The organism is Halorubrum sp. CGM4_25_10-8A (genome assembly GCF_005435025.1).
GTDB classification, from domain to species: domain Archaea; phylum Halobacteriota; class Halobacteria; order Halobacteriales; family Haloferacaceae; genus Halorubrum; species Halorubrum ezzemoulense.
The window spans coordinates 255,519-276,980 of the sequence record NZ_SGTX01000002.1; the positions used below are offsets into that span (position 1 = coordinate 255,519).

General features: G+C 68.8%; 22 protein-coding genes. 15 read left to right on the top strand and 7 right to left on the bottom strand.

What is annotated here, in order from left to right:
- Positions 1-73: 73 nt before the first annotated feature.
- The 5 genes from EXE52_RS03575 (at position 74) to EXE52_RS03595 (ending at position 2,523) form a co-directional block, all read left to right on the top strand.
- A complete protein-coding gene (locus EXE52_RS03575) occupies positions 74-1,018 on the top strand; it encodes an ABC transporter substrate-binding protein (protein ID WP_089308861.1) in 945 nt (314 codons plus the stop codon).
- A 335-nt stretch (positions 1,019-1,353) separates the two neighbouring features.
- On the top strand, positions 1,354-1,653 hold the full coding sequence (locus EXE52_RS03580; protein WP_089308862.1) for a hypothetical protein: 300 nt from the start codon (positions 1,354-1,356) through the stop codon (positions 1,651-1,653).
- A 2-nt stretch (positions 1,654-1,655) separates the two neighbouring features.
- Complete coding sequence (locus EXE52_RS03585; RefSeq protein WP_199237918.1) at positions 1,656-1,928, top strand: hypothetical protein; 273 nt, start codon at positions 1,656-1,658, stop codon at positions 1,926-1,928.
- On the top strand, positions 1,925-2,323 hold the full coding sequence (locus EXE52_RS03590) for a hypothetical protein (protein WP_089308864.1): 399 nt from the start codon (positions 1,925-1,927) through the stop codon (positions 2,321-2,323). Before EXE52_RS03585 ends, EXE52_RS03590 begins: the two co-directional genes overlap by 4 nt.
- A complete protein-coding gene (locus tag EXE52_RS03595) occupies positions 2,320-2,523 on the top strand; it encodes a helix-turn-helix transcriptional regulator (RefSeq protein ID WP_049931877.1) in 204 nt (67 codons plus the stop codon). The genes EXE52_RS03590 and EXE52_RS03595 overlap by 4 nt, the downstream gene beginning before the upstream one ends.
- A 55-nt stretch (positions 2,524-2,578) precedes the next feature.
- Here EXE52_RS03595 and EXE52_RS03600 read toward each other — a convergent pair whose 3' ends face one another.
- Entirely contained in the window at positions 2,579-3,847 is a 1,269-nt protein-coding gene (locus tag EXE52_RS03600) for a hypothetical protein (protein WP_089308865.1), read from the bottom strand.
- Between the two features lie 115 nt (positions 3,848-3,962).
- The gene (locus EXE52_RS03605) at positions 3,963-4,421 is read right to left on the bottom strand and encodes a hypothetical protein (protein WP_049931879.1); all 459 of its coding nucleotides are present in this window, start codon (positions 4,419-4,421) and stop codon (positions 3,963-3,965) included.
- 56 nt (positions 4,422-4,477) lie between these two features.
- On the opposite strand from EXE52_RS03605, the gene EXE52_RS03610 reads away from it, so the two are divergent.
- Together EXE52_RS03610 and EXE52_RS03615 are read left to right on the top strand one after the other, a co-directional pair.
- On the top strand, positions 4,478-5,545 hold the full coding sequence (locus EXE52_RS03610; RefSeq protein ID WP_086215459.1) for an ABC transporter ATP-binding protein: 1,068 nt from the start codon (positions 4,478-4,480) through the stop codon (positions 5,543-5,545).
- Entirely contained in the window at positions 5,542-6,405 is an 864-nt protein-coding gene (locus tag EXE52_RS03615) for an ABC transporter permease (protein WP_049931883.1), read from the top strand. Before EXE52_RS03610 ends, EXE52_RS03615 begins: the two co-directional genes overlap by 4 nt.
- Here EXE52_RS03615 and EXE52_RS18210 read toward each other — a convergent pair.
- The 3 genes from EXE52_RS18210 to EXE52_RS03625 form a co-directional block, all read right to left on the bottom strand.
- Complete coding sequence (locus tag EXE52_RS18210) at positions 6,399-6,575, bottom strand: hypothetical protein (protein WP_155120039.1); 177 nt, start codon at positions 6,573-6,575, stop codon at positions 6,399-6,401. The two genes, EXE52_RS03615 and EXE52_RS18210, sit on opposite strands and share 7 nt — an antisense overlap.
- A gap of 75 nt (positions 6,576-6,650) precedes the next feature.
- Entirely contained in the window at positions 6,651-7,289 is a 639-nt protein-coding gene (locus tag EXE52_RS03620) for a bifunctional 4-hydroxy-2-oxoglutarate aldolase/2-dehydro-3-deoxy-phosphogluconate aldolase (RefSeq protein ID WP_049931885.1), read from the bottom strand.
- Between the two features lie 60 nt (positions 7,290-7,349).
- The gene (locus EXE52_RS03625; RefSeq protein WP_049931886.1) at positions 7,350-8,096 is read right to left on the bottom strand and encodes an IclR family transcriptional regulator; all 747 of its coding nucleotides are present in this window, start codon (positions 8,094-8,096) and stop codon (positions 7,350-7,352) included.
- Positions 8,097-8,420: 324 nt separating this feature from the next.
- On the opposite strand from EXE52_RS03625, the gene EXE52_RS03630 reads away from it, so the two are divergent.
- From EXE52_RS03630 to EXE52_RS03655, 6 genes are read left to right on the top strand one after another with little or no spacing between them, the layout of a single operon-like run.
- On the top strand, positions 8,421-9,764 hold the full coding sequence (locus EXE52_RS03630) for an extracellular solute-binding protein (protein WP_137703438.1): 1,344 nt from the start codon (positions 8,421-8,423) through the stop codon (positions 9,762-9,764).
- Positions 9,765-9,782: 18 nt separating this feature from the next.
- Positions 9,783-10,853 carry a carbohydrate ABC transporter permease gene (locus EXE52_RS03635; protein WP_049931889.1) on the top strand — a complete coding sequence of 357 codons (1,071 nt, stop codon included), beginning with the start codon at positions 9,783-9,785 and terminating at the stop codon, positions 10,851-10,853.
- Positions 10,853-11,689, top strand: a complete 837-nt coding sequence (locus EXE52_RS03640) for a carbohydrate ABC transporter permease (protein WP_049931890.1) — start codon at positions 10,853-10,855, stop codon at positions 11,687-11,689. Before EXE52_RS03635 ends, EXE52_RS03640 begins: the two co-directional genes overlap by 1 nt.
- Before the next feature lie 3 nt (positions 11,690-11,692).
- A complete protein-coding gene (locus EXE52_RS03645) occupies positions 11,693-12,814 on the top strand; it encodes an ABC transporter ATP-binding protein (protein WP_086215462.1) in 1,122 nt (373 codons plus the stop codon).
- Positions 12,815-12,820: 6 nt separating this feature from the next.
- Positions 12,821-13,969 carry a galactonate dehydratase gene (gene dgoD / locus EXE52_RS03650; RefSeq protein WP_049931892.1) on the top strand — a complete coding sequence of 383 codons (1,149 nt, stop codon included), beginning with the start codon at positions 12,821-12,823 and terminating at the stop codon, positions 13,967-13,969.
- Positions 13,970-14,009: 40 nt separating this feature from the next.
- Positions 14,010-14,864 carry an SDR family NAD(P)-dependent oxidoreductase gene (locus EXE52_RS03655; RefSeq protein ID WP_094494349.1) on the top strand — a complete coding sequence of 285 codons (855 nt, stop codon included), beginning with the start codon at positions 14,010-14,012 and terminating at the stop codon, positions 14,862-14,864.
- A 640-nt stretch (positions 14,865-15,504) separates the two neighbouring features.
- On the opposite strand, the gene bga is transcribed toward EXE52_RS03655, so the two are convergent.
- Positions 15,505-17,616 (bottom strand): beta-galactosidase Bga, encoded by a 2,112-nt coding sequence (gene bga, locus EXE52_RS03660; RefSeq protein WP_137703439.1) that lies wholly within the window; start codon positions 17,614-17,616, stop codon positions 15,505-15,507.
- A 121-nt stretch (positions 17,617-17,737) separates the two neighbouring features.
- On the opposite strand from bga, the gene EXE52_RS03665 reads away from it, so the two are divergent.
- Both EXE52_RS03665 and kdgK1 read left to right on the top strand, forming a co-directional pair.
- The gene (locus EXE52_RS03665) at positions 17,738-19,759 is read left to right on the top strand and encodes a glycoside hydrolase family 36 protein (RefSeq protein ID WP_137691265.1); all 2,022 of its coding nucleotides are present in this window, start codon (positions 17,738-17,740) and stop codon (positions 19,757-19,759) included.
- A gap of 89 nt (positions 19,760-19,848) precedes the next feature.
- Positions 19,849-20,805 (top strand): bifunctional 2-dehydro-3-deoxygluconokinase/2-dehydro-3-deoxygalactonokinase, encoded by a 957-nt coding sequence (gene kdgK1, locus EXE52_RS03670; RefSeq protein WP_137703440.1) that lies wholly within the window; start codon positions 19,849-19,851, stop codon positions 20,803-20,805.
- A gap of 75 nt (positions 20,806-20,880) precedes the next feature.
- Here kdgK1 and EXE52_RS03675 read toward each other — a convergent pair whose 3' ends face one another.
- A complete protein-coding gene (locus tag EXE52_RS03675) occupies positions 20,881-21,330 on the bottom strand; it encodes an acyl-CoA thioesterase (RefSeq protein WP_049931896.1) in 450 nt (149 codons plus the stop codon).
- Between the last annotated feature and the right edge of the window lie 132 nt (positions 21,331-21,462).

Sequence of the window (21,462 nt, forward strand, 5' to 3'; positions counted from 1 at the left end):
CCTCGCGTGGCTCCCCGCCCAGTAGCGCGGGCCGGCCCCCTCGCTTTTGCCCGTCGAGCGCGTTCTTTCGGGCATGCGCGTCGCCTCACTGCTGCCTTCCGCCACGGAGACGCTGTTCGCGCTCGGTGTCGAGCCGGTCGGCGTCTCTCACAGCTGCGACCACCCGCCCGCCGCCCGCGAGTTACCGACGCTGACGAGCACGGTCGTCGACCACGCGGACCGCTCGGCCGCCGACATCGACGAACAGATGCGCGCGGTCGACGGCGCGGTCTACGACCTCGACGAGGAGCGGCTCGCGGCCCTCGACCCCGACCTGCTGGTCACGCAGGCGACCTGCGACGTCTGCGCGGTCGACGCGAGCGAGGTCCGCGCGGCCGCCGAGCGGCTCGACCCCGCGCCAGACGTGCTCGCGTGCGACCCGCACTCCTTCGCCGACGCGCTCGACGACGTGGTGCGGATCGGCGAGGCGGTCGACGCGACCGACGCCGCGAGCGCGCTCCGGGGCGACCTCCGCGATCGCGTCGACGCGGTCCGCGAGCGCGCCGAGCGCGCGGTCGCCGACGAGGGCCGCCCCCGAGTCGCCGTCCTCGACTGGACCGACCCGCCGATCCGCGCGGGCCACTGGGTTCGCGACATGGTCGAACTCGCGGGCGGCGACCCGTCGTTCCAGCCGGACGGCCCCTCGGAGCCGGTGGCGTGGGACGACGTGCGCGAGGTCGACCCCGAGGCCCTCGTCATCGCGCCCTGCGGCTTCGACCGCGACCGGGCCGTCGACGCGGTCGGCGACCTCGCGGCGCGGCCCGGCTTCGACGACCTCGCAGCGGTCCGCCGCGACCGCGCTTACGCTGTCGACGGCAACGGGCTGTTCAACCGCCCGAGCCACCGGCTCGTCGACTCGCTGGAGGCGCTGTTCGCGTGTCTCCACCCCGAGCACGCCGCGACGCCGCCCGCTGCGCACGACCGGATCGCGCGCGTCGACGCGGCCGCGACGCCTTCGGTGCGCGCCGACGGCGGATAACGGCGACTGCGGTCCGGCGTTCTCGCCCCGCCACCGTTCTCAGGGACAGACGGGGACCGCTCGCTGAGCACGGAGCGGTGTCGTCAGCGGAGCGGAACGGCGAGCGCGTGCCGCCCTTCCGAACGGCGGTTTCGTCGAGACCATCGACTGCTTAGGACCTCTTTCTCCGGCTCGTTCCGACTGACCAACACATTTAATACTGAGGTGTAAAGTACGCTTTACTGTAAAGCGCGCTTTACGACGCCGCCGATTTACCGGAAACCACCAATGAACGACGCTCTCCGCTCTCGAACGCATCGACAGGGAACCACCGCCGTTGACGGGGGTGAGCGCTGATGGCCACCGCACTCCTCGCGAGTATCGCCGTGTTCGTGGCTGTACTCGCGGCCGGATTCGCCATCGAACGGCGGCTCGGCGACCACGCGACGCTGGAGGCGCTGCCCTGGTACCTCCAGCTGCTCGTGGGCGGCGTCGCCATCACCCCTCTCGTCCACTTCGAAGACCGGCTCGCCGTCGGGCCGATCGACGGCCTCGTGGTCGCGTTCGCCGTCTCGGCCGCGTGCTGGATCGCGCTGCCGGCCCTCCTCTCACAGCTGGTCGATCACGACGGGACCGTGGCGTCACAGGGGTGCTGACCGTGGACGTCGGCGCACACTACCGCCCCACTGACGGCGATCACGACCCCGGCGTCTATCGCGTCGTCGGGGCCACCGACGGCGCGACGCTCCTCCGGGTCGGCGACGCCGACGGTCGTCGGGTCCACACGGGAGCGGTGTGCCGCGTCACGGCGTCCGCTCTCCGGACCGAGTTCGAGCCCGCCGCGGACCCCGACGCGGGGCTGTCGCCGACCGGGGCCCTCCGAGACGCCGCACAGGGCCTGTACTGGAGCGTCCGGAGGTTGCTGCCGTGAGCGGCTCGTCCAGACAGGCCCGGATCCGCCGGTACCGCCGGCTGATGGCCGGTAGCGTCCTCGCCGGGACCCTCGGGTTTATCTCCGCCGAGTCTGTCGGGTACCCCGTCGTGGGAGTCGCGCTGTACTGGGCGGGGTTCGCCGGCTTTCTGGCGGTCTGGCAGGGGACCTCAGTCCCCCTGTTCGACGAGCGCGACCGCGCGCTCGAACGCCGGGCGATAGCCCTCGCTGCGACCGTCTTCACCTTGGGGATGATCCTGCTCTGGCCGACGATGGTGGTCCTCTCGGAGATCGACGTGTACACGCCGCCGCCGGCGTTCGACGGGGCGCTACTGGCGATCGCGGTCCAGTCGGGACTGTTCGCGCTCACCTACGGCTGGTTACGATACAGATGAAAAACAGCGTCAGGGAGCGCCGAGAGGAACGCGGTCTCAGCCAGGCCGACCTCGCGGACGCCGTCGACGTGTCCCGCCAGACGATCAACGCGATCGAGCGCGAGCGGTACGACCCCTCGCTCGAACTGGCGTTCAAACTCGCCGCACACTTCGACTGCCGGGTCGAGACGCTCTTCGACCCGACCCTCGATACGAACTGAGGCGACGCACGGTCGAGGGGCGCGCTCGAAACCGAACCGCCGCCGAGGCCGGCGGCTACGCGGCCTCGGTGGAGACGTTTACCGCCTCGCCCTCAGCCGAAATACGGAGGCTCTCGACGGTCGTTGACTCACCGACGACGAGCCCCAGCGTCTCCTCGTCCACCCGCACGACCCGGTATGCGATGTCCGACGGTCGGCCGATCGGATCGGTGGCGGCCGCGAGCCCGTCGACGTGGGACTCCAGCGCCGTTTCGAGATCGGAGGCGTTCGCGGCGTCGTCCATCCGCACGATCCAGACGTAGTCGTCACCGCGTCGCAGGAGCGTGTCGTTGCCCCACCCCGCCGCGGCCTCGGCAGCGCGCGATTCTGCCACCCCCTCCGTCAGCGCGACCTGGAGGCGGAGCTCGCCGACGGTCCCGCGGGATTGCCACTTCTCTCCGGCTCGGACTGACAGGGGAACCGGCGGCGCTTCGTCGGGTCGCAGCCCGTGAACGAGCTGCTCCGTCGTCTCCGGGGGCGTCTCGTACACGGCCGGCAGCTGTCGCGGCGACTCGGCGCGGGCCGCGACGTGGCGATAGCCGTAATAGTAGCCGGCCCTGGACAGCTTCCAGGCGTTCGGTCTGGCCCGCTCGTAGGCCGCCCGGCGCTCGGCCCTGAGATCGATCCCCTCCAGGTAGCGCTCGGCGTAGACATCGGCGACGTACTCTGCGGCCCCCTCGCGGACGGCGGCGAACATCCCCGGTGAGACGTTCGCCTGAACCTGTGTCAGTTCCTCGTCGGTCAAACAGAAATCGGTCTCGATCTGGACGACGTGTACGTACTCGTGGGCGAGCGTGGCCTCGACGTCAGCGACGGGGTCGTCCCCGCCGATCCCCACGTTCACTCTCGAGTAATTACCGTCGGTGAAATCCGGGGGAGCGACGTAGCCGTCGGGGCTGGTCAGCGTCACGTCTCGACTCTGGTTCTCGTTTAACCCGATCAGGTTGCCGAAGCGGTCCATGTTCCCGTCCAGATCGGTCTGCGAGAAGGTCTGCTCGCTGGCCGGAGCGACCCTGACAACAGGGGCGGGAACCTCCGCGGGCGACAGTCCGTGGAGGTCGAGCACGCGCAGCCAGACCACGGTGGCGTTCACCGGGAGCCTGTCTCCGTCACCTCGGACCTCGACCCGGGAGGCGTCGGGAGGCGCAGTGCTGGCTACCGACTCGGGAGTCTCGGCCCCCGTGGCCCCGCGGCAGACGTCGTCTGCCGGCGCCGACCCGGGTCCGAGCGACCCGCCGCATCCCGCGAGTACCACGCAGAGGGCGAGGAGGGCACCGTACCGCATCGTGAACGCCCTGAGTCTCGTCGATAATAAAATTCGGTCTGCTCAGGTGCCGTCTCGCGGGTCCGCCCGGCCGTCGCGGCGTATCTCAGTAGAGCCGGTGATCACGACCGGCCGGTCAGGTCTCCGCCCGCTCGCGCAGCGCCGACAGCGTCCCGGCCTCGCGGAGGTCGTCGACCGCGCAGTACCACGCGCCGCGCACGCCGTTCAGGTCGTTCTCGACCGGGCGCTCCAGCGGCACGAGGTCGTCGAACTCGAAGACGACGACCACGCGCTCCTCCGAAAACGGGTCGATGAGCGCCTTCCAGTCGGCCTCGTCCATCGGGCCGGGCTCACCGCGGGTCTGCTCGGTGCGGGCCGTGACGCGGGCGTAGTGCGTGACCGCCGACACCGGTTCGGTCCGGTAGAAGGCCATGTACGCGAAGTCGGCGCGGGTGCGGTCGTACGAGCGCGGCGCGGGGTAGAAGCCGGCGCGACAGCGCTCGAAGGTGTCCGGCTGGGTCGCGACGACGCAGACGCGGGCGTCGCCGGGCGCGTCGTCGTCGGGGGCGTCCGCCGCGAACTGGTCGAGGTCCATGTCCGCGTTGGGGCGCGAGCGCGGATATATCCCCGCTCGGCTCGTACCCCGGATCAATGGCACGGAGCGCGGCGAGCGCGAGCGATGGTCCCCGCAAGCGCGACGAGACCCGGAGCGCGGACGACGACGCGTCGACGGACGGGCTGACCGGCCCGCCCGCCCTCTCGGTCGAGCGGCTCACGAAGCGGTTCGGCGACGGCGACGACGCGGTGACGGCGGTCGACGACGTGAGTCTCGCGGTCGAGCGCGGCTCCGTCGTCGGGCTGCTCGGACCGAACGGCGCGGGTAAGACGACGCTGATCAAGTGCGCGCTGGGCATCGTCGTCCCCGACGCGGGGTCGGTCCGGGTGTTCGGCAACGACGTGGGCGACGGCCGCCGCGCGGCCTACGCCGACGTGGACGCGATGTTGGAGGGCGCGCGCAACGACTACTGGCGGCTCACGGTCCGGGAGAACCTCCGGTACTTCGCGACGATCAGCGGAGTCGACCCCGACTCCGTGGCGGCGCGTCACGACCGCCTGCTCGACCGGCTCGACCTGGCCGACAAGGCGGACACGCCCGTTCGGGACCTCTCGCGCGGCATGAAACAGAAGGTGTCGCTGGCGAGCGTGCTGGCGGGCGGCGCGGAGCTGGTCTTCCTCGACGAGCCGACGCTCGGGCTCGACGTGGAGAGCGCGCGGACGCTCCGGGCCGAGTTACGCCGGCTGGCGGTCGAGGAGGGGCTCACCATCGTCGTCAGCAGCCACGACATGACGACGATCGAGGCGGTGTGCGACCGCGTCGTCATGCTGTCGAACGGGCGGATCGTGGCGGACGACAGCGTGGAGGCGCTGCTCGGCGCGGCCGCGAGCGACGCGGTGCGCGTGGCCAGCCCGGACCTCGACGCCGAGGCGGTCGCGGGCCTCCGCGAGGCGTTCGAGGTCCTCGACGTCGACCGCGAGGCGCGCCCGCCCGCGGTGACGGTCGCGGCCGGCGGCGACCGGCTGTACGACCTGACCGACGCGCTGCGGGCGGCCGGCGTCACCGTCTCGGACATCCGCACGGTCCAGCCCGACCTCGAAGAGGTGTTCCTCGAACGCACGGGGAGCGACCTCGGCGCCCCGTCCGGGGGTGACCGGCGATGAGCGCGGACACGAGCCCGCCGGAGGATCCGGGCGGCGCGGCCGCGGCCGAACCCGGCGACGGAGTGCGGCCGGACGACGAGCCCCGGCCGGCCACCTACTACCACTTGGCGCGGGCGGTCCTCTATCGGGAGTTCCTGATCTTCGTGCGGTACCCGGCCAACGCGATCGGCGGGATCGTGGTGTCGCTGTTCTTCTTCGCCGCGCTGTTCCTCGGCGGGCAGCTGCTCGCCGGACAGGCGCTGGCGGACTCGATCGAGGGGATCGTCGTCGGCTACTTCCTGTGGACGCTGTCGGTGGGCGCGTACTCCTCGGTGTCGAACGACATCGGCAGCGAAGTGCAGTGGGGGACCCTCGAACGCCACATCACCACGCCGTTCGGCTTCGCGCCCGTCGCCCTGCTGAAGGGGGTCGCGAAGGTGGTGCGCACCTTCCTCACGAGCGCGGTGATCCTCGCCGTGATGCTCCTCGCGACCGGGACGCGGCTCAGCCTCGCGCCGGTGACGGTGGTCGCCGTCGCCGGGCTGTCGATCGTCTCGGTCCTCGGGCTCGGCTTCGCCGCGGGCGGCGTGACGGTGCTGTACAAGCGGATCGGCAACTGGCTCAACCTCCTCCAGTTCGGGTTCGTCGGGCTGATCTCGGCGCCCGTCTTCGATCTCCCGTGGACGCGCGTCCTCCCCTTGGCGCACGGCAGCGCGATGCTCCAGCGCGCGATGGTCGACGGGACCCGACTGTGGGAGTTCCCGCCCGCCGACCTGGCGCTGCTCGTCGCGGTCGCCGGGGGCTACCTCGCCGGAGGATACCTCGTCTTCCAGCTGGCGACACGCCGAGCGCGGCGGCTCGGCGTGCTCGGCGACTACTGAGCGTCGTCGTCGGCCGCTGTCATCACGGCGTACGTCAGCGCCACGGGGATCGCCGCGCCGAGCGCGCCGGTCGGGACCAGCGAGGTCGGCGCCCCGACCAACAGCAACAGTCCGACCGCGACGCCCGCCGCCGCGACGCCGGCGAGGAACACCCGTCCGGACTTACGCATACCCGAACGACGTTCGCGGCGGCATATGTGCATGTCGGGTCGGAACCCCCCCTCGTCGAGTCGGAGCCACCCGGTTCACTCCCGCGCGGCCGACACGGCCTCGACCACCGCCCGCGCGTCCGCGGCGATCCGGTCGTACGCCCCCGCCTCGATCGCGTCGTGATCGACGATGGCGCCGCCGACCCCGACCGCCGCCGCGCCAGCCTCGACGTACGCGCCGGCGTCGTCCGCCGTCACGCCGCCGGTCGGGACGAGCGGGACCTGCGAGAGGGGCCCGCCGAGCGCCGCGACGTGGGCGGGACCGCCGGTCTTCGCCGGGAACACCTTCACGAAGTCCGCGCCGGCCTCGAACGCCTCGATCGCCTCTGTCGGCGTGTACGCGCCGGCCGCGATCGGCGTCCCGTACCGGTTCGCGGTCCGGATCACCTCTCGGTTCACCGTCGGCGTCACGACGAACTCGGCGCCGGCGAGCTGCGCCGCGCGGGCGGTCTCCGCGTCGAGGACGGTGCCGACCCCGACCGCGGCGTCGTCGACGCGCTCGGCGACCGCCTCGATCGCGGCCGTCACGTCCGGCGTGTCCGCCGTCACCTCCAGGGCCGTCACGCCGCCGTCGGTGACGGCGTCGGCGACCGCCGGGGCCTCTTCGACGCCGACGCCGCGGAGGATGGCGATCACGCCGCTGTCCGTGATCCGGTCGAGTCGGTCGGTTCGCATGGCGAGTATCTTTCGGGGAGGGGTATTAAATTAAACCGTGTTGAGCGCGGTCGCGCCGCGTCACAACAGTTCGAGTTCAATAGTCTTCGCGGCGCTGGAGACGAGTCCGGCTGTGTCTTCCTCCAACCGCTTCCCCTGCATCTCGTCTGACGGGCCGGAGACGCTGACCGCGCCCACAGGGTCGCCGTCGACGACGACGGGGGAGGCGGCGCACTGCCAGTCCGGGTCGAGTTCGCCGCGGTCGAACGCGATGTTCCGGTCCCTGATAGACCGAAGTTCGGAGCGGAGCGTCGCCCGGTCGGTCACTGTCCGGTCGGTTTTCGGGTCGAGGCCGTGACGGCCGACGTACTCGTCGACCGCGTCCGCCGACCGGAACGCGAGGATCGCCTTGCCGGCCGCGGCGGCATGGAGCTTGACGCTCCCACCGATCGAGATCGGGTGGTCTCGGGCGCCGATTCGATGTAGATAGACGGCGTCCGCGTTCTCCGGAACCACGAGGTTCGCGACCGCGTTTGTGTTCCGCGCCAGTTTTCGTATCTCGCTTTGCGCCGCCTGATAGACGGGATTGCGTTCTCTCGTCCCGAACCCGATCCGCAGGAATCGATGGGTGAGCTCGTAGGTCCCGTTGGTGTTCTTCACGTAACCGAGCGTACGGAGCGTCGAGAGGTGGTTGTGAACCGCGCTTTTCGAGACGTCCATCGCGTCGGCTAACTCGGTGACTCCGGCGCCGTCACGGTCGTATAGTTCCTCGACGATCTGCATGGACGTCTCCGTCGCCTGAACAGTGATGGTGTCCGTATCTCCCATCGTTTCTGAGAGTGGTATGAGAGACAGCGGTATAACACTTGTTTAGTATAGGAGAACACAGTCACCGATAAGAGTATTATATTATGGTTGTAGTCTATAAATTAATTACATTATGCTCACACTATTGGGTTCGGACGGAACAAATTCGAAAAAACGCATATATATCGCCTCTGTTCACCTCGTGAAAACACAAATGAAGCGGTTCTGAGCCGTTTTTAGGACAAATGCCCAGTAATTTTATATAGCTGTAACGCAAGAGACTGATAGTCAGGTTCGATCATGACTAACAAACCAAACTACGCCCAATACGGGCGACGTAGACTCATGAAAGGCGCGGGACTCGCGGGGCTCGCGGGACTCGCAGGGTGTATCGGAACCGGCGACCCAGGAAGTGGGGGAGACGGCGGCGACGGCGGCGACGGGAGCGACGGCAGTGACGGGAGCGACGGCAGCGACGAGAGCGACGGCGGCAACGGCATGGCGTCGGAGATCAACGTGTGGGGGTGGGATGTTGCCGCGCGAGCGCTGATGATAACCTCTGAGGAGTACGAGTCCGAGAACGACGCGACGGTTTCCGTCGAGGAGTTCGGTCGGTCCGCGATGAAGGACCGACTCCAGACGAACCTGCTCTCGGGCTCCGGCGCGCCGGCGGTCTCCATGTTGGAGTCCGTCGACGGCCCGTCGTTCATCGACACGGGCTCCGTCGCGCCGCTCACCGACGAGATCGAGGAAGCGGGCGTTCAGGACGACTTCGTCTCCGGGAAGTGGGAGGCCCTCACCGTCGACGGCGACATCTACGCGCTCCCGTGGGACACCGGTCCCACGGCGGTGTATTACCGCCGGTCGGTGTACGACGAACACGATATCGACCCGGACAGCATCGAGACGTGGGAGGAGTTCATCGAGGAGGGCCAGAAGCTCCCGGATGACCAGTATATGCTCAACCTCCCTGAGGGGGACCTCTCCGGCGTCTGGCGGTATCAGTTCCGCCAGCTGTCCGGCGAGCCCTTCCTCGAGAGCGGCGAGGTGAACATCCACAACGAGAAGTCGCTCCGTGTGGCCCGCAATATAAAGGAGATCTATGACGCCGATATCGCGGCCAACATTGAAGGATGGACGTCCGCCTGGTTCAGCGCCTACGGCGACGCGACGATCGCCTCGCTCCCCTCGGCGGCGTGGATGGAAGGGACTCTGCGGGCCGAGCTTCCCGACACCGCGGGCGACTGGGGAGTGTTCAAGATCCCCGCGCTGGAGTCGGGCGGGCCGCGCGCGTCGAACTGGGGCGGCTCCAACCTTATGATCGCCGACCAGGTGTCCGACGAGGCCCATGCGCGTGGGTGGGACTACATGGAGTTCTCGCTGGCGACCAAGGAGATGCAGCTGGCGATGTATGACGAGTACGGTCTCTTCCCGGCGCTGGAGACCACCTACGACGACCCGGTTTTCGACGAGGAACTGGACTTCTACGACGGTCAGCCCGCACGAGCGCTCTTCGCTGAGGTCGCACAGGACGCGCCCGGATACCGGTTTACCGCGGACACGCCAGAGGTGTCACAGGCCATCGAGACCGAGTTACAGCGGATGATCAACGGCGAGCAGTCGCCCGAAGAAGCCGTCCAGGCGGCCGCGGAGACTGTCGCCGAGAACACCGATCGGGACCTCGCGTAACTCGGAGGGACCGATCGAATGGCCACTTCTGACGAGACAAACGACCGCGTCGAGCAGACGTACCGCCGACGCGCCCGGGCGAGGATACAGAGCGTCGGGAGACGGCTCAGACGAGCGGCGCGACCGGGATGGGACAGAGTGCGGTTCGCCAGGCAGGATCTGACGGCGGCGATGCCGGCGCTGCCGCGCGTCGCGTACCTGTTCATCGCACCGTTCTTCGTACTGTTCGGGCTGTTTCTCGCCTTCCCGGTGTTTTACACGCTGTATCTGTCGTTCTTCGAGTATCAGGGCGTCGGCGAAGGATCGCTGTTCTGGATCGACCTCGGCCCGCTGTACGTCGAGATTCCACAGATCGCGCAGCTGAATTTTGTCGGGCTCGGGAACTACGCCCGCCTGCTCGGCAACGATCTGTTCTGGCAGTCGATGTTCAACACCTCGTACATCCTCGCGGTTCAGGTCCCGCTTATGATTGGGCTTGCACTTGCGCTCGCACTCGCGCTGAACGCCTCGTTCATGCGTCTCAAGGGAGTGTTCCGCACCGCGATCGCGCTGCCGGTCTCGGCGAACCTCGTCGCGTACTCGACGGTGTTCCTGCTGCTTTTCAACGAGCAGCTGGGATTCCTGAACTACGTCCTCTCCGGTGTCGGGCTCGGTCCGATACCGTGGTTGACCAGTGAGTTTTGGGCTCGGAACACGATCATCGCCGCGGTGACGTGGCGGTGGACGGGGTACAATATGATTATCCTCCTCGCTGGTCTCCAGACGATCCCACAGCAGCTGTACGAGGCGGCTGAGATCGACGGAGCGAACCGGTGGGAGAAGTTCCGCTACGTCACGCTCCCGCAGCTTAAACCGGTGCTGCTATTCGTCGTCGTGTTGTCGACGATTGGGACGTTCAAGCTGTTCGCCGAGCCGTACGTCATCACTGGCGGCGGCCCGACGAACGCGACAATCACGATCGTCCAGTACATCTACCGGCAGGCGTTCGTCAACTTCAACCTCGGCTATGCGAGTGCGCTTACGGTCGTGTTCGTGGTGGTCGTTAGCATCTTCTCAATCATCCAGATCAAGCTCGGGGGTGAGGACTGATGCGCGATCAACGCCGGAAGGACGCGGTCTGGCGGTTCCTCACCTACGCCTTCGTCATCACGATGGTTGTGGTGATGATGGTACCGCTGTACTGGATGCTGGTGGCGGCGACGCTCCCACAGGAGCAGTTCCTCCAGTTCCCGCCGCGGTTGATTCCCGGCACCGCATTCCTCGACAACTTCGCGGCACTACAGGAGCGGCTCGACTTCGTCCGTACGATCCGGAACAGCGTCTTCATCGCCGTCGTCTACACGCTGCTCTCGCTCGTGTTGTGTTCGATGGGTGGCTTCGCGTTCGCCAAGTACGAGTTCAAGTACAAGGAACCGATCTTCTATACGATCTTGGCGACGCTCGTGTTGCCGATCCAGCTGCTCGTCATCCCGCTGTTCCTGCTGATGGCACAGCTGGACTGGACAAACACCTTCCGGGCGATCATCCTCCCGTGGGCGGCCAACCCCATCGGAATCTTCCTCATGCGGCAGAACATGAAATCGATCCCGGACGCGCTGCTCGAATCCGCCCGGATGGACGGCGCGACGGAGTTCCAGATATTCTATCGGATCGCCTTACCGACAATGCGGTCGTCGCTGGCCGCGCTGGCGATCATCCTGTTCCTGTTCCAGTGGGACCTGTTCTTGTACCCGCTCGTGATCCTCGAGTCGGCAGACATGTACACCATCCCCATCGGACTGGCGCAGCTGACCGGGTTCCAGCGGATTTACTACGACCAGATCATGGTGGCGGCGACGCTTGCCATCGTTCCGATGGTCGTGTTGTTCTTAGTGCTACAGAAACAGTTCGTCAGTGGCATCCTCGCGGGGTCGCTCAAAGAGTAACCAATGTCAGGAATCAACATTACCGAATTAGACAAGGTGTACGACTCCGGAACCGAGAACGTGGTCGCCGTGGAGAGCCTCTCCGTCGATATCGACCACGGCGAGTTCCTCGTATTGGTCGGGCCGTCCGGCTGCGGGAAGTCGACGACGCTCCGCTGTCTCGCCGGTCTTGAGGACGCGACGGCGGGGACGATACGGTTCGACGGCGAGGATGTCACGGAGTACCGGGCCAGCGAACGGGACGTGGCCATGGTGTTCCAGAACTACGCGCTGTACCCGCACATGACCGTCCGGGGTAACATCGGCTTCGGGCTGAAGCTCTCGACGAAGCTGACCGGCGACGAGATCGAAGCGAAAGTTGAGGACGTCGCCGAAATGCTCGGGATACGCGAGTTGCTCGACGAGAAACCGAAGGCACTCTCCGGGGGGCAACAGCAGCGCGTGGCCCTTGGACGGGCGATCGTTCGAGAGCCGTCTGTGTTCCTGATGGACGAGCCGCTCAGCAACCTCGACGCCAAGCTCCGCTCAGAGATGCGGACCGAGCTACAGGAGCTACAGGCCGACCTTGACGTGACGACGGTGTACGTCACCCACGACCAGACGGAGGCGATGGCGATGGGCGATCGGATTGCCGTGATGGACGGCGGTGTACTCCAGCAGGTCGGGTCGCCGGAGGAGGTGTACCGCTCGCCTGTGAACCGGTTTGTCGCCGACTTCATCGGATCGCCGAGCATCAACCTCCTTACGGCCGACGTGGAAGACGGTACCCTTGCGGGTCCCGGGGGGTTCGCGTACGAGCTCGACGACTCGGAGCCGGTCGACGGACACGAACGGGTCAGTGTCGGTGTCAGGCCGGAGGACATCGAGGTCGTCGAATCGGGTCGGAACGCGGCCGACGTGACGGTCGTGGAGCCGATGGGGAACGAGAACTTCCTCTACATGGAGATTGGCGGCCACGAGCTCACCGCCCGCGTCAGCCCAACGGTCCGGCCGGCGGAGGGGTCACAGGTCGCGTTCGACTTCGACGAGGCGGCGCTGTACCTGTTCGACGTCGAGACCGGCGACGCGCTGAAAACCAAAACGGACTCCGTCGACAGCGCTGTCGTCGGAACGACACAGAACTAAGCGATCATGTACATCACCGACTACGAGCTGTTCGAAGTACCGCCTCGCTGGCTATTCTTGAAGCTCACAACGAGCGACGGTACCGTCGGCTGGGGAGAGCCGATCGTGGAAGGGCGCTCGCACACGGTCGTCGCGGCCGTTGAGGAGCTGCTCGACAACTACCTGCTCGGCGAGGACCCGACGCGGATCGAGGACCACTGGCAGGCGATGTATCGCGGGGGGTTCTACCGCGGGGGCCCCGTGCTGATGAGCGCCATCGCCGGCGTCGACCAGGCGCTGTGGGACCTCAAGGGGAAGCAGTTCGGCGCGCCAGTCCACGAGCTGCTCGGCGGCCGCGCGCGCAACCGTATCCGCGTCTACCAGTGGATCGGCGGGGACCGGCCGGCAGACGTCGGCGAGGCCGCCAGCGAGAAGGTCGACGCGGGGTTCTCGGCGCTGAAGATGAACGCGACCGCGGAGCTGCGGCCGATCGACACCCCGGCCACCGTGAACGACGCGGTCGACCGGATCGCGGCCGTCCGGGAGTCCGTCGGCGACGATGTCGACATTGGGGTCGACTTCCACGGGCGCGTGTCGAAGCCGATGGTTCGGCGGCTTGCGGCCGCGTTGGAGCCCTACGACCCGATGTTCATCGAGGAGCCGGTGTTGCCCGAGCACAACGACTCGCTCTCGGGGATCCGGCAGTCGACGACGATCCCGATCGCGACCGGCGAGCGGATGTACTCGCGGTGGGACTTCAAGGAGGTGCTCGAGGCGGACGCCGTGGACCTGATCCAACCCGACGTCTCGCACGCGGGGGGGATCACCGAGATGAAGAAGATCGCGTCCATGGCCGAGGCGTACGACGTGTCGATTGCGCCGCACTGCCCCCTCGGGCCCATCGCGCTCGCGTCCTGTATTCAGGTCGACGCCTGCACGCCGAATGCGCTGATCCAGGAGCAGTCGCTCGACATCCACTACAACGAGACGAGCGACGTGCTGGACTACCTCGCCGACCCGGCGGTGTTCGAGTACCGCGACGGCTTCGTCGACATCCCCGGCGGCGACGGGCTCGGGATCGAGATCGACGAGGAGCACGTCCGGGAACAGCACGGCAACGTTGACTGGCACAACCCCGTCTGGCGGCACGACGACGGCTCCGTGGCGGAGTGGTGATCCGGATGCTGACACAAACGCGGCGACGCGGGAGAGAGCGATGACCCGCCGACACGAATCACCGACCGACCACGCGGTGCCCCGACGCTTCGCCGGGAAGACCGCTATCGTCACGGGGTCGACGCGCGGCATCGGTGCCGGAATCGCGGAGCGGCTGGCCGCCGAGGGCGCGAACGTCGTCGTCAGCGGCCGCACCGTCGAGGCCGGTGAGGCCGTCGTCGACCGGATCGCGGACCTGTCCCCAGATGAGTCGGCCGACCGCGCGCCCGCCGGCGACGTGACGTTCGTCCGCGCCGACATGCGCGACCCGGACGACGTGGCGGCGCTCGCCGAGGCGGCCGTCGAAGAGTACGGCTCGCTCGACGTGCTCGTAAACAACGCCGGCGTCCAGACCGAGACCGCGGCTGACGAGGCGACGCTCGACGACTGGGCGTTCGTCGTCGAGACGGACTTCCGTGCGTACTGGCTCGCGGCGCGGGAGGCGCTCGACCACATGGACCGGGGGGCGATCGTGAACGTCTCGTCAAACCACGCGTACGCGACGATGCCCGCGCACTTCCCATACAACGCGGTGAAGGCGGGGATCAACGGCATGACGCGGTCGCTCGCCGTCGACTTCGGCCCCCGGGTCCGGGTGAACACGGTCGTGCCGGGCTGGGTCGAGATCGAGCGGACGCGCGACGAGCTCCCCGAGGGGCGGTTCGAGGAGGTCGAGTCGATCCACCCGACCGGCCGGATCGGCACGCCGGCCGACGTCGCCGGGGCCGTTTCCTTCCTCGCGAGCGAGGACGCCGCCTTCGTCACGGGCGCCGCCCTCCTCGTCGACGGCGGCCGCGGCGCGGTGATGCAGGACGACACCCTCCCGGACTACCGGGCGCGAGAGCGCTCGGAGTAGCCGGTCGAGGAAGATTCCGAATTGGTGGCTGTTGAACTGCTCCGACGATCACACACTGTGAATCGTCGTGATCAATACGGGGACGGCAACGGGTGAGGGCGGGAGTGCGTATCGCAGGTCGCGAGTGCGGTCGTTTATAACTGATCGAGTGGTGTTGCTGGTAGCTGTTTATAGGCGCTCGACGACGCGGTGAACACCTCTAAAGCCCCAGTCGGGAGGACTCGATGCGCTCGCTGCGGTCCTCAGTCGGTCGTTGCCACTCCCTCCCTGCGGTGCTTGCGTCGCCTGTGGCGGTTTCGCGGCTGCCCCTTCGATTCCCGCCCCGGAACAGCACCGCAGCCTCAACCTCCCCATCCTCGTCGCTGGCGGCCGTCGCTTCGCTCCGCCCGCCACCGACTCCCTCGCGCGGCGCCGCTCGCGGGCCTCCGGCCCGCTCCCGGGCCCGCGCCGACCGCTTCGTCCATTTATAAACGATCGACGCCGTGGCGTACGCCTATTTAAATATCTTATTCGCACCACCGATCTGCAACACTCACTCCCGCTATCGATCAGGTAGCACTCTTCAACGACCGGCTGTTTCAGGCGAAAAGGTTTAAGAATGGGATTCAGCGGAGCCGTATGTTTCGACTGACGTGTCCGACTACGGCTGAGCGACCCGCAGACCGTCCACGCGGTCGCCCTCGATGACGACGACTCCGTACGACCCCACAACAGCGGTGTCAGCGCGCGATTCCTCGCCGCCGTCACCCGCCGCGTCGACGGCGTCCCGGTCGGCGTCGTCGACCGCGAGCGAGTCGGGGTCGATCCCGGGCAGTCGGAGCCGGTCGCCCGTGAAGTTGGTCACCCACGTGTGGCCGCCGCGGTAGCCGACGCGGACGCCGTCCGGAAGCCGATCGGCGTAACGAATACCCGCGCGGTCGAGCAGGGCCGACGCGAGCGCGTCCGCCAGGTCCGGGTCGGGCCAGACCCCGCAGTAGGTGACGCGTCCGTCGCCGACCGCGTTGGCGACGACCGCCGGTCGACCGTCCGCCGGCCCGTCGACCTCGTACGTGTACCGGACCTCAGCGGCGTCCGGGTCGAGCCACTCGGCCCAAGTCCGGAACGAGGCGGACGGCGCCGCGCCGTCGTCGGCATCGCTCCCGTCGTCCGTGGGACCGTCCGCCCGCCGGACCGCCGTTTCGAGGCGCCGCGGCAGCGACTCGTGCTGGTCGACGGCCGCGCCGACGAGGTCGGTCAGCGGGCCGGGCTGCGACGTCGGTCGGAGCTTGTTCTCCGCGTCCTTCACGCCGGTTCGGGGTCCGAAGAGGACCTCCCCGCCACCGGCGACGTAGTCGGTCAGCCGGTCGGCGAGGTCCTCGGTGACGAGGTGGAGCGCGGGCGCGACGACGGCGGCGTATCCGGAGAGGTCGGCGCTCGGCGGGACCACGTCCACCTGGACGCCGCGACCGCGGACGGCGCCGTAGAACGCCTCTTGGAGCGCCCAGTAGTCGAACTCCGGGGCGTGGGGCTGCGCGTCGAGTGCCCACAGGGAGTCGTAGTCGAAGACGACCGCCACCGGCGCGTCCACGTGGTCGGCGCTGTCGAGCGCCGCGAACTCTTCGCTAGCGCGCGCGGCGTCAGCGTACCCGCGGTCGGGCGAGCCGTCCGCCTTCCGGAGGCCGGCGTGGTACTGCTCTTGCCCCTCGAGACAGCGCCGCCACCTGAAGTAGAGCACCGCGTCGGCCCCGTGAGCGGCGGCGTGGTGGGCCCACAGCCGCATCGCGCCCTCGCCCGGCTGGGGGCAGTGCGGCGGCCAGTTGACGTCGCCCGGCTGCTGTTCCATCACCCAGAACGGCCTGTCGAGCGCGCTCCGGTAGAGGTCGTGGTCCATCCCCACCTGGTCGGGGTCGCCGGCCCGCAGCTGGTCCGGCGACGCCTCCCCGTCGTAGCGGTCCTGAACGAATCCCGTCGGGTAGGAGTCCCAGGCGACGCGGTCGAGGTCCGCGCTCACGTCGTAGGCGTTCAGCGTTGGGAACCGTCCCATGAAGTTGTGAGTAACGAACCAGTTTGGGTCGGCCTCGCGTATCAGGCCGGCCTGGAGGCGGTTGTACTCGACGACCGAGTCGCTGGCGAAGCGCGCGTACGCCAGCAGCCGTGAGGGGTGGTGCTCCGCGGGGGTCGGCCCCGGCGGGTCGACCTCCTCGAACGAGCCGTACTGCTGGCTCCAGAACGCGTTCCCCCACGCCTCGTTGAGCCGGTCGATGTCGCCGTAGCGGTCCGCGAGCCACGTCCGGAACGCCTCGGCGCAGTCGTCGCAGTAACAGCGGACGGTCCGATGACAGCCGAACTCGTTGTCCGTCTGCCAGCCGGCGACGTGCGGCGAGTCGGCGTACCGTTCGGTGACCCGCTCGACGATCCGTGCCGTCTCCTCGCGGTAGGCGGTGGAGTTGAAACAGTAGTGGCGGCGGCTGCCGTGTTGACGGACGGTGCCGTCGGGCTCTTCCTGCCGGATCGACGGCCGCTCGTCGACTAGCCACTTCGGCGGCGTCGCCGTCGGCGTACATAACACCGCCTCCATCCCGTGGTCGCCAACGAGCTCGATCGCCTCGTCGAGCCACCCGAAGTCGAACTCCCCGCGCTCGGGCTCAAGAACTCCCCACGAGAACTCCGCCATCCGCACGTATTCGAGGCCGGCGTCGGCCATCGCGGCGATGTCGCGTTCCCACTCTTCGCTCGGCCAGTGTTCCGGGAAGTAACAGACTCCGGTTCGCATGGCTCACCGTGTCGACCGTGTCACCTAAGCGTTCGGATAGGCGGAGTCGACGGCGGTCGGCCTCCGCCCGACGGGGCGCTCGCGTGGCAGGGTATTTGTGGGGGCACGGAGAGGGTGTGATATGAACGAGGGCAGGGCGCACACCACCGCAGTCACGTACGACCCGACCGACCGCGAGGTCACGGTCGCGGACGACGCCGGCGACCTCCTCGTCGGGAGCCTCCACGCGGCGGCGACCGACGGGGAAGACGGGCGGGTGCGGGTCGCAGCGGTGTCGCTGTCGACGGAGGGCGGCGGCGTGACCGCGACCGTGACCGTCGAGAACGCCGGCAAGGAACCGGTCCGAGTCGGCGACGTGACGTGCGCGTTCGACACCGCGTTCGGCGCTGACGCGCGTGTGTACCGGCACGGGTACCAGTCGTGGACGCCGACGGGGACGCTCTCTGTCGGAGAGCGGTTCCCGATCGAGGACCCCGACAACGCCCCGATGATGAACGACCTCGCGGCGTCGACAGACGACCGGGTCAGCAGCTACCTGACCGGGCTCGTCGAGGGGGATCGCGGCGTCACGGCGGGGTTCCTCGAACACGACCGGTTCTGCACGCGGTTCGAGGTGGCCGACGACGCCGACGGGGTCGCGACGCTGCGCGCGGTGTGTCCGCTGGAGGGGACGCGCTTGGCGCCCGGCGAGCGGACCGAGCTACCGCCGTTGTGGGTTGACGCCGACCGCGACCTGCGGGAGGGACTGGCCGCGCTGGCCGACCGCGTCGGCGAGCGGATGGACGCCCGCGTACCCGAGCGCGCGCCGACCGGGTGGTGTTCGTGGTACCACTACTTCACCGATGTCACCGAGGCGGACGTGCGGGAGAACCTCGCGGAACTCAGAGGGTGGGAGATCCCGGTCGACGTGGTCCAAGTCGACGACGGCTACATGGAGGCGTTCGGTGACTGGCGGTCGATCGCCGACGGGTTCGAGGATATGAGCACCGTTGCGGGTGACATCGCGACCGCGGGGTACCGCCCGGGATTGTGGCTCGCGCCGTTCTACGTGGAGGCCGGCGCTGACCTGTATGCCGACCACCCGGACTGGTTCGTCACGGAGCCGACGGACGGCGCTGGCGACGGTCCGGGAACGCCGGTCGACGGCGGCTTCCGCGCCGGGTCCGAGCTGTACGGGCTCGACACGACGCACCCAGAGGTCCTCGACTGGCTCCGCGAGACCGTCTCGACGGTTGTCGACGAGTGGGGATTCACCTACCTGAAGCTCGACTTCCTCTTCGCGGCGGCACTCCCCGGCGAGCGGCACGACCCCGAGGCCACCCGGATCGAGGCGTATCGGCGGGGCGTGGAAGCGATCGCCGAGGCGGCCGGCGACGACGCGTTCCTCCTCGGCTGCGGCGCGCCGATGGCCCCGAGCGTCGGGCTCTTCGACGCCATGCGGGTCGGCCCGGACACTGACCCGACATGGGAGACGCCGGGGGAGTCGGGGAGTCAGCCGGGGCTGAAAAACGCCGTCCGCAACACACTCACCCGAAACTTTCTCCACCGGCGGTGGTGGCTCAACGACCCCGACTGCCAGCTCGTCCGAGACACGAGCGACCTCACCGCGGCCGAGCGTGAGTCGTTCGCGGCGCTCGTCGCCGCGACCGGCGGCGTGAACGTGTTCTCTGACCGGCTCGCGGAGATCGGTGCGGCCGGCCGCCGGCTTCTCGAACGGACGATCCCGCCCGCGACCGGCGGCGAGGTCGGGCGACTCGACGAGGAGCGGTTCCCGTCGCGAGTCGTCTGCGACCGGCCGGGCGACGGGGCCACGACCGTCGCCCTGTTTAATTGGGCGGACGAGCCGTCGACCGTCAGGTTCGACGCGCGCGAGCACGGGTGGAGGGGGGGACCAGAATCGGACCGGGTCGTCTGGGACGGGCTCTCCGGCTCGGTTGTTGCCGGTCCGGTCGTCGAGCGCGAGCTGCCGCCGCACGGCGCGGCCGTGTTCGCCGTCGTCTCGGCCGAGGACGGCGACCTGCTCGGCGACGCCGCGACGCTCACGGGGGGGTCGGACCGCGCGTCGGGGGCGACCGTTCGAGACGGGGCCCTCACGGCGGCGGTCGACGGGGAGCGCGTGACGTTCGCGCTCGACCGCGAGTGACGACCGCCGCCGATCACCCGTTCTTATAATTGGTCGAGCGTAGCACCGGGTATGAACACGTTCGAGACCTGCTGTGTGGGGTGGCGCCGATGACTGACCTCGTGACCTTCGGCGAGACGATGCTCCGGCTGTCGCCGCCGCGCGGCGACCGGCTCGAGACGACGCGCGAGCTGGCCGTCCAGGCCGGCGGCGCGGAGAGCAACGTCGCGGTCGGCGCGGCGCGGCTCGGCGTCGACGCCGCGTGGCTGTCGAAGCTCCCGGACTCGCCGCTCGGCCGGCGGGTGACGAGCGAGCTCCGAAGTCACGGGGTCAGCCCGGAAGTCGCGTGGGCGGACCCGGACGAGAGTCGGGTCGGGACGTACTACCTCGAACACGGCGGCGCCCCGCGCGGGACGAACGTGATCTACGACCGCGCAAACGCCGCGATCACGACCGTCGAGCCCGACGAGCTCCCCGCGGCGCCGCTCGACGGCGCGGAGTGGTTCCACACGACGGGGATCACGCCGGCGCTGTCGCCGGCCGCCGCGGAGACAACGACCGCGCTGCTGCGCCGCGCGGGCGAGGCGGGCGCCACCCGCTCGTTCGACCTGAACTACCGGTCGAAGCTGTGGGGGCCCGACGAGGCACGCGACGCGTACGAGACGCTGTTCGAGCACGTCGACACCCTGTTCGTCCCCCACCGGGACGCGCGGGCGGTGCTGGACCGCGACGGCGACGCCGTCGAGGTCGCCCACGGCCTCGCGACCGACCACGCCCTCGACACTGTGGTGGTCACCCGCGGCGACGAGGGGGCGACGGCGCTCACGGGCGGCGACGTGTACGAGCAGACGGTGTTCGAGGCGGAGACGTTCGACGCGATCGGCACCGGCGACGCGTTCGTCGCCGGGTTCGTCGCCGAGCGACTGCGGGGCGGCGACGTCTCCGCGGCCCTGGAGTGGGGGTCGGCGACGGCGGCCGTGAAGCGGACGACCGACGGCGACCTCGCGGTCACGACCCGCGCGGAGGTCGCGTCCGTCATCGACGGCGCCGACCGGATCAGCCGCTGACGCGTCGAGCGTCGCGCGCGCGGCGGTCGGCCCGCACGTTCGGTGGTCCTCGTTTGGATCGGTCGTCTCGGCCGCTCAGCGGTCCTCGTCTGGCTCCGCAGCGAGCGCCTCGTCGCGGAGTTCGCGGCAGCGCTCGCCCGCGACCTCCAGGTCCGGGACGGGCGTCGGCTCCCCGTCGGCGTCGACGGCGACGAACACGAAGTACGACTCCGTGGTGAGCTCGCGCTCCCCGGTCCGCGGCGACTCGCGGTACGCGCGGATCCGCGTCCGGAGGCTCGTCCGCCCGACTGCGTACACGTACGACTCGATGACGCAGGTGTCCCCCTGCGGCACCGGCCGCTTGAAGTCGAGCTCGTTGATCTTGGCCGTGACGCAGGTCTCGCCCGCGGCGCGCATCGCCGACATCGCGCCGATCTCGTCCATCCACTTGACGACGTTCCCCCCGTGGGCCGACGCGTAGTTGTTCGTGTGGGTGGGCTGGACGCGCTGGCGGTTCTCGATGTAGGTCTCGCTGACGCTGGGCATGGATACGGGTGGCACGGCCGAGGGAAAAGCCCGCGCCCCGGCGCGTCGCCGGCTCGCAGTCGCTCGATTTCCGATCGCCGACCGCTCTGCCCGCGGCTCGCACGCTCGCCGCTCTGATTATCGATCCCGGTA

Excerpts from the sequence above, each read along its gene's own strand:
- dgoD (WP_049931892.1), top strand. The coding sequence starts at position 12,821 with ATGTACATCACCGACTACGAGCTGTTCGAAGTACCGCCTCGCTGGCTA.
- EXE52_RS03645 (WP_086215462.1), top strand. The coding sequence starts at position 11,693 with ATGTCAGGAATCAACATTACCGAATTAGACAAGGTGTACGACTCCGGA.
- EXE52_RS03595 (WP_049931877.1), top strand. The coding sequence starts at position 2,320 with ATGAAAAACAGCGTCAGGGAGCGCCGAGAGGAACGCGGTCTCAGCCAG.
- EXE52_RS03580 (WP_089308862.1), top strand. The coding sequence starts at position 1,354 with ATGGCCACCGCACTCCTCGCGAGTATCGCCGTGTTCGTGGCTGTACTC.
- EXE52_RS03655 (WP_094494349.1), top strand. The coding sequence starts at position 14,010 with ATGACCCGCCGACACGAATCACCGACCGACCACGCGGTGCCCCGACGC.
- EXE52_RS03635 (WP_049931889.1), top strand. The coding sequence starts at position 9,783 with ATGGCCACTTCTGACGAGACAAACGACCGCGTCGAGCAGACGTACCGC.
- EXE52_RS03675 (WP_049931896.1), bottom strand. The coding sequence starts at position 21,330 with ATGCCCAGCGTCAGCGAGACCTACATCGAGAACCGCCAGCGCGTCCAG.
- EXE52_RS03615 (WP_049931883.1), top strand. The coding sequence starts at position 5,542 with ATGAGCGCGGACACGAGCCCGCCGGAGGATCCGGGCGGCGCGGCCGCG.
- bga (WP_137703439.1), bottom strand. The coding sequence starts at position 17,616 with ATGCGAACCGGAGTCTGTTACTTCCCGGAACACTGGCCGAGCGAAGAG.
- EXE52_RS03575 (WP_089308861.1), top strand. The coding sequence starts at position 74 with ATGCGCGTCGCCTCACTGCTGCCTTCCGCCACGGAGACGCTGTTCGCG.
- EXE52_RS03605 (WP_049931879.1), bottom strand. The coding sequence starts at position 4,421 with ATGGACCTCGACCAGTTCGCGGCGGACGCCCCCGACGACGACGCGCCC.
- kdgK1 (WP_137703440.1), top strand. The coding sequence starts at position 19,849 with ATGACTGACCTCGTGACCTTCGGCGAGACGATGCTCCGGCTGTCGCCG.
- EXE52_RS03610 (WP_086215459.1), top strand. The coding sequence starts at position 4,478 with ATGGCACGGAGCGCGGCGAGCGCGAGCGATGGTCCCCGCAAGCGCGAC.
- EXE52_RS03630 (WP_137703438.1), top strand. The coding sequence starts at position 8,421 with ATGAAAGGCGCGGGACTCGCGGGGCTCGCGGGACTCGCAGGGTGTATC.
- EXE52_RS03640 (WP_049931890.1), top strand. The coding sequence starts at position 10,853 with ATGCGCGATCAACGCCGGAAGGACGCGGTCTGGCGGTTCCTCACCTAC.
- EXE52_RS18210 (WP_155120039.1), bottom strand. The coding sequence starts at position 6,575 with ATGCGTAAGTCCGGACGGGTGTTCCTCGCCGGCGTCGCGGCGGCGGGC.
- EXE52_RS03600 (WP_089308865.1), bottom strand. The coding sequence starts at position 3,847 with ATGCGGTACGGTGCCCTCCTCGCCCTCTGCGTGGTACTCGCGGGATGC.
- EXE52_RS03620 (WP_049931885.1), bottom strand. The coding sequence starts at position 7,289 with ATGCGAACCGACCGACTCGACCGGATCACGGACAGCGGCGTGATCGCC.
- EXE52_RS03665 (WP_137691265.1), top strand. The coding sequence starts at position 17,738 with ATGAACGAGGGCAGGGCGCACACCACCGCAGTCACGTACGACCCGACC.
- EXE52_RS03625 (WP_049931886.1), bottom strand. The coding sequence starts at position 8,096 with ATGGGAGATACGGACACCATCACTGTTCAGGCGACGGAGACGTCCATG.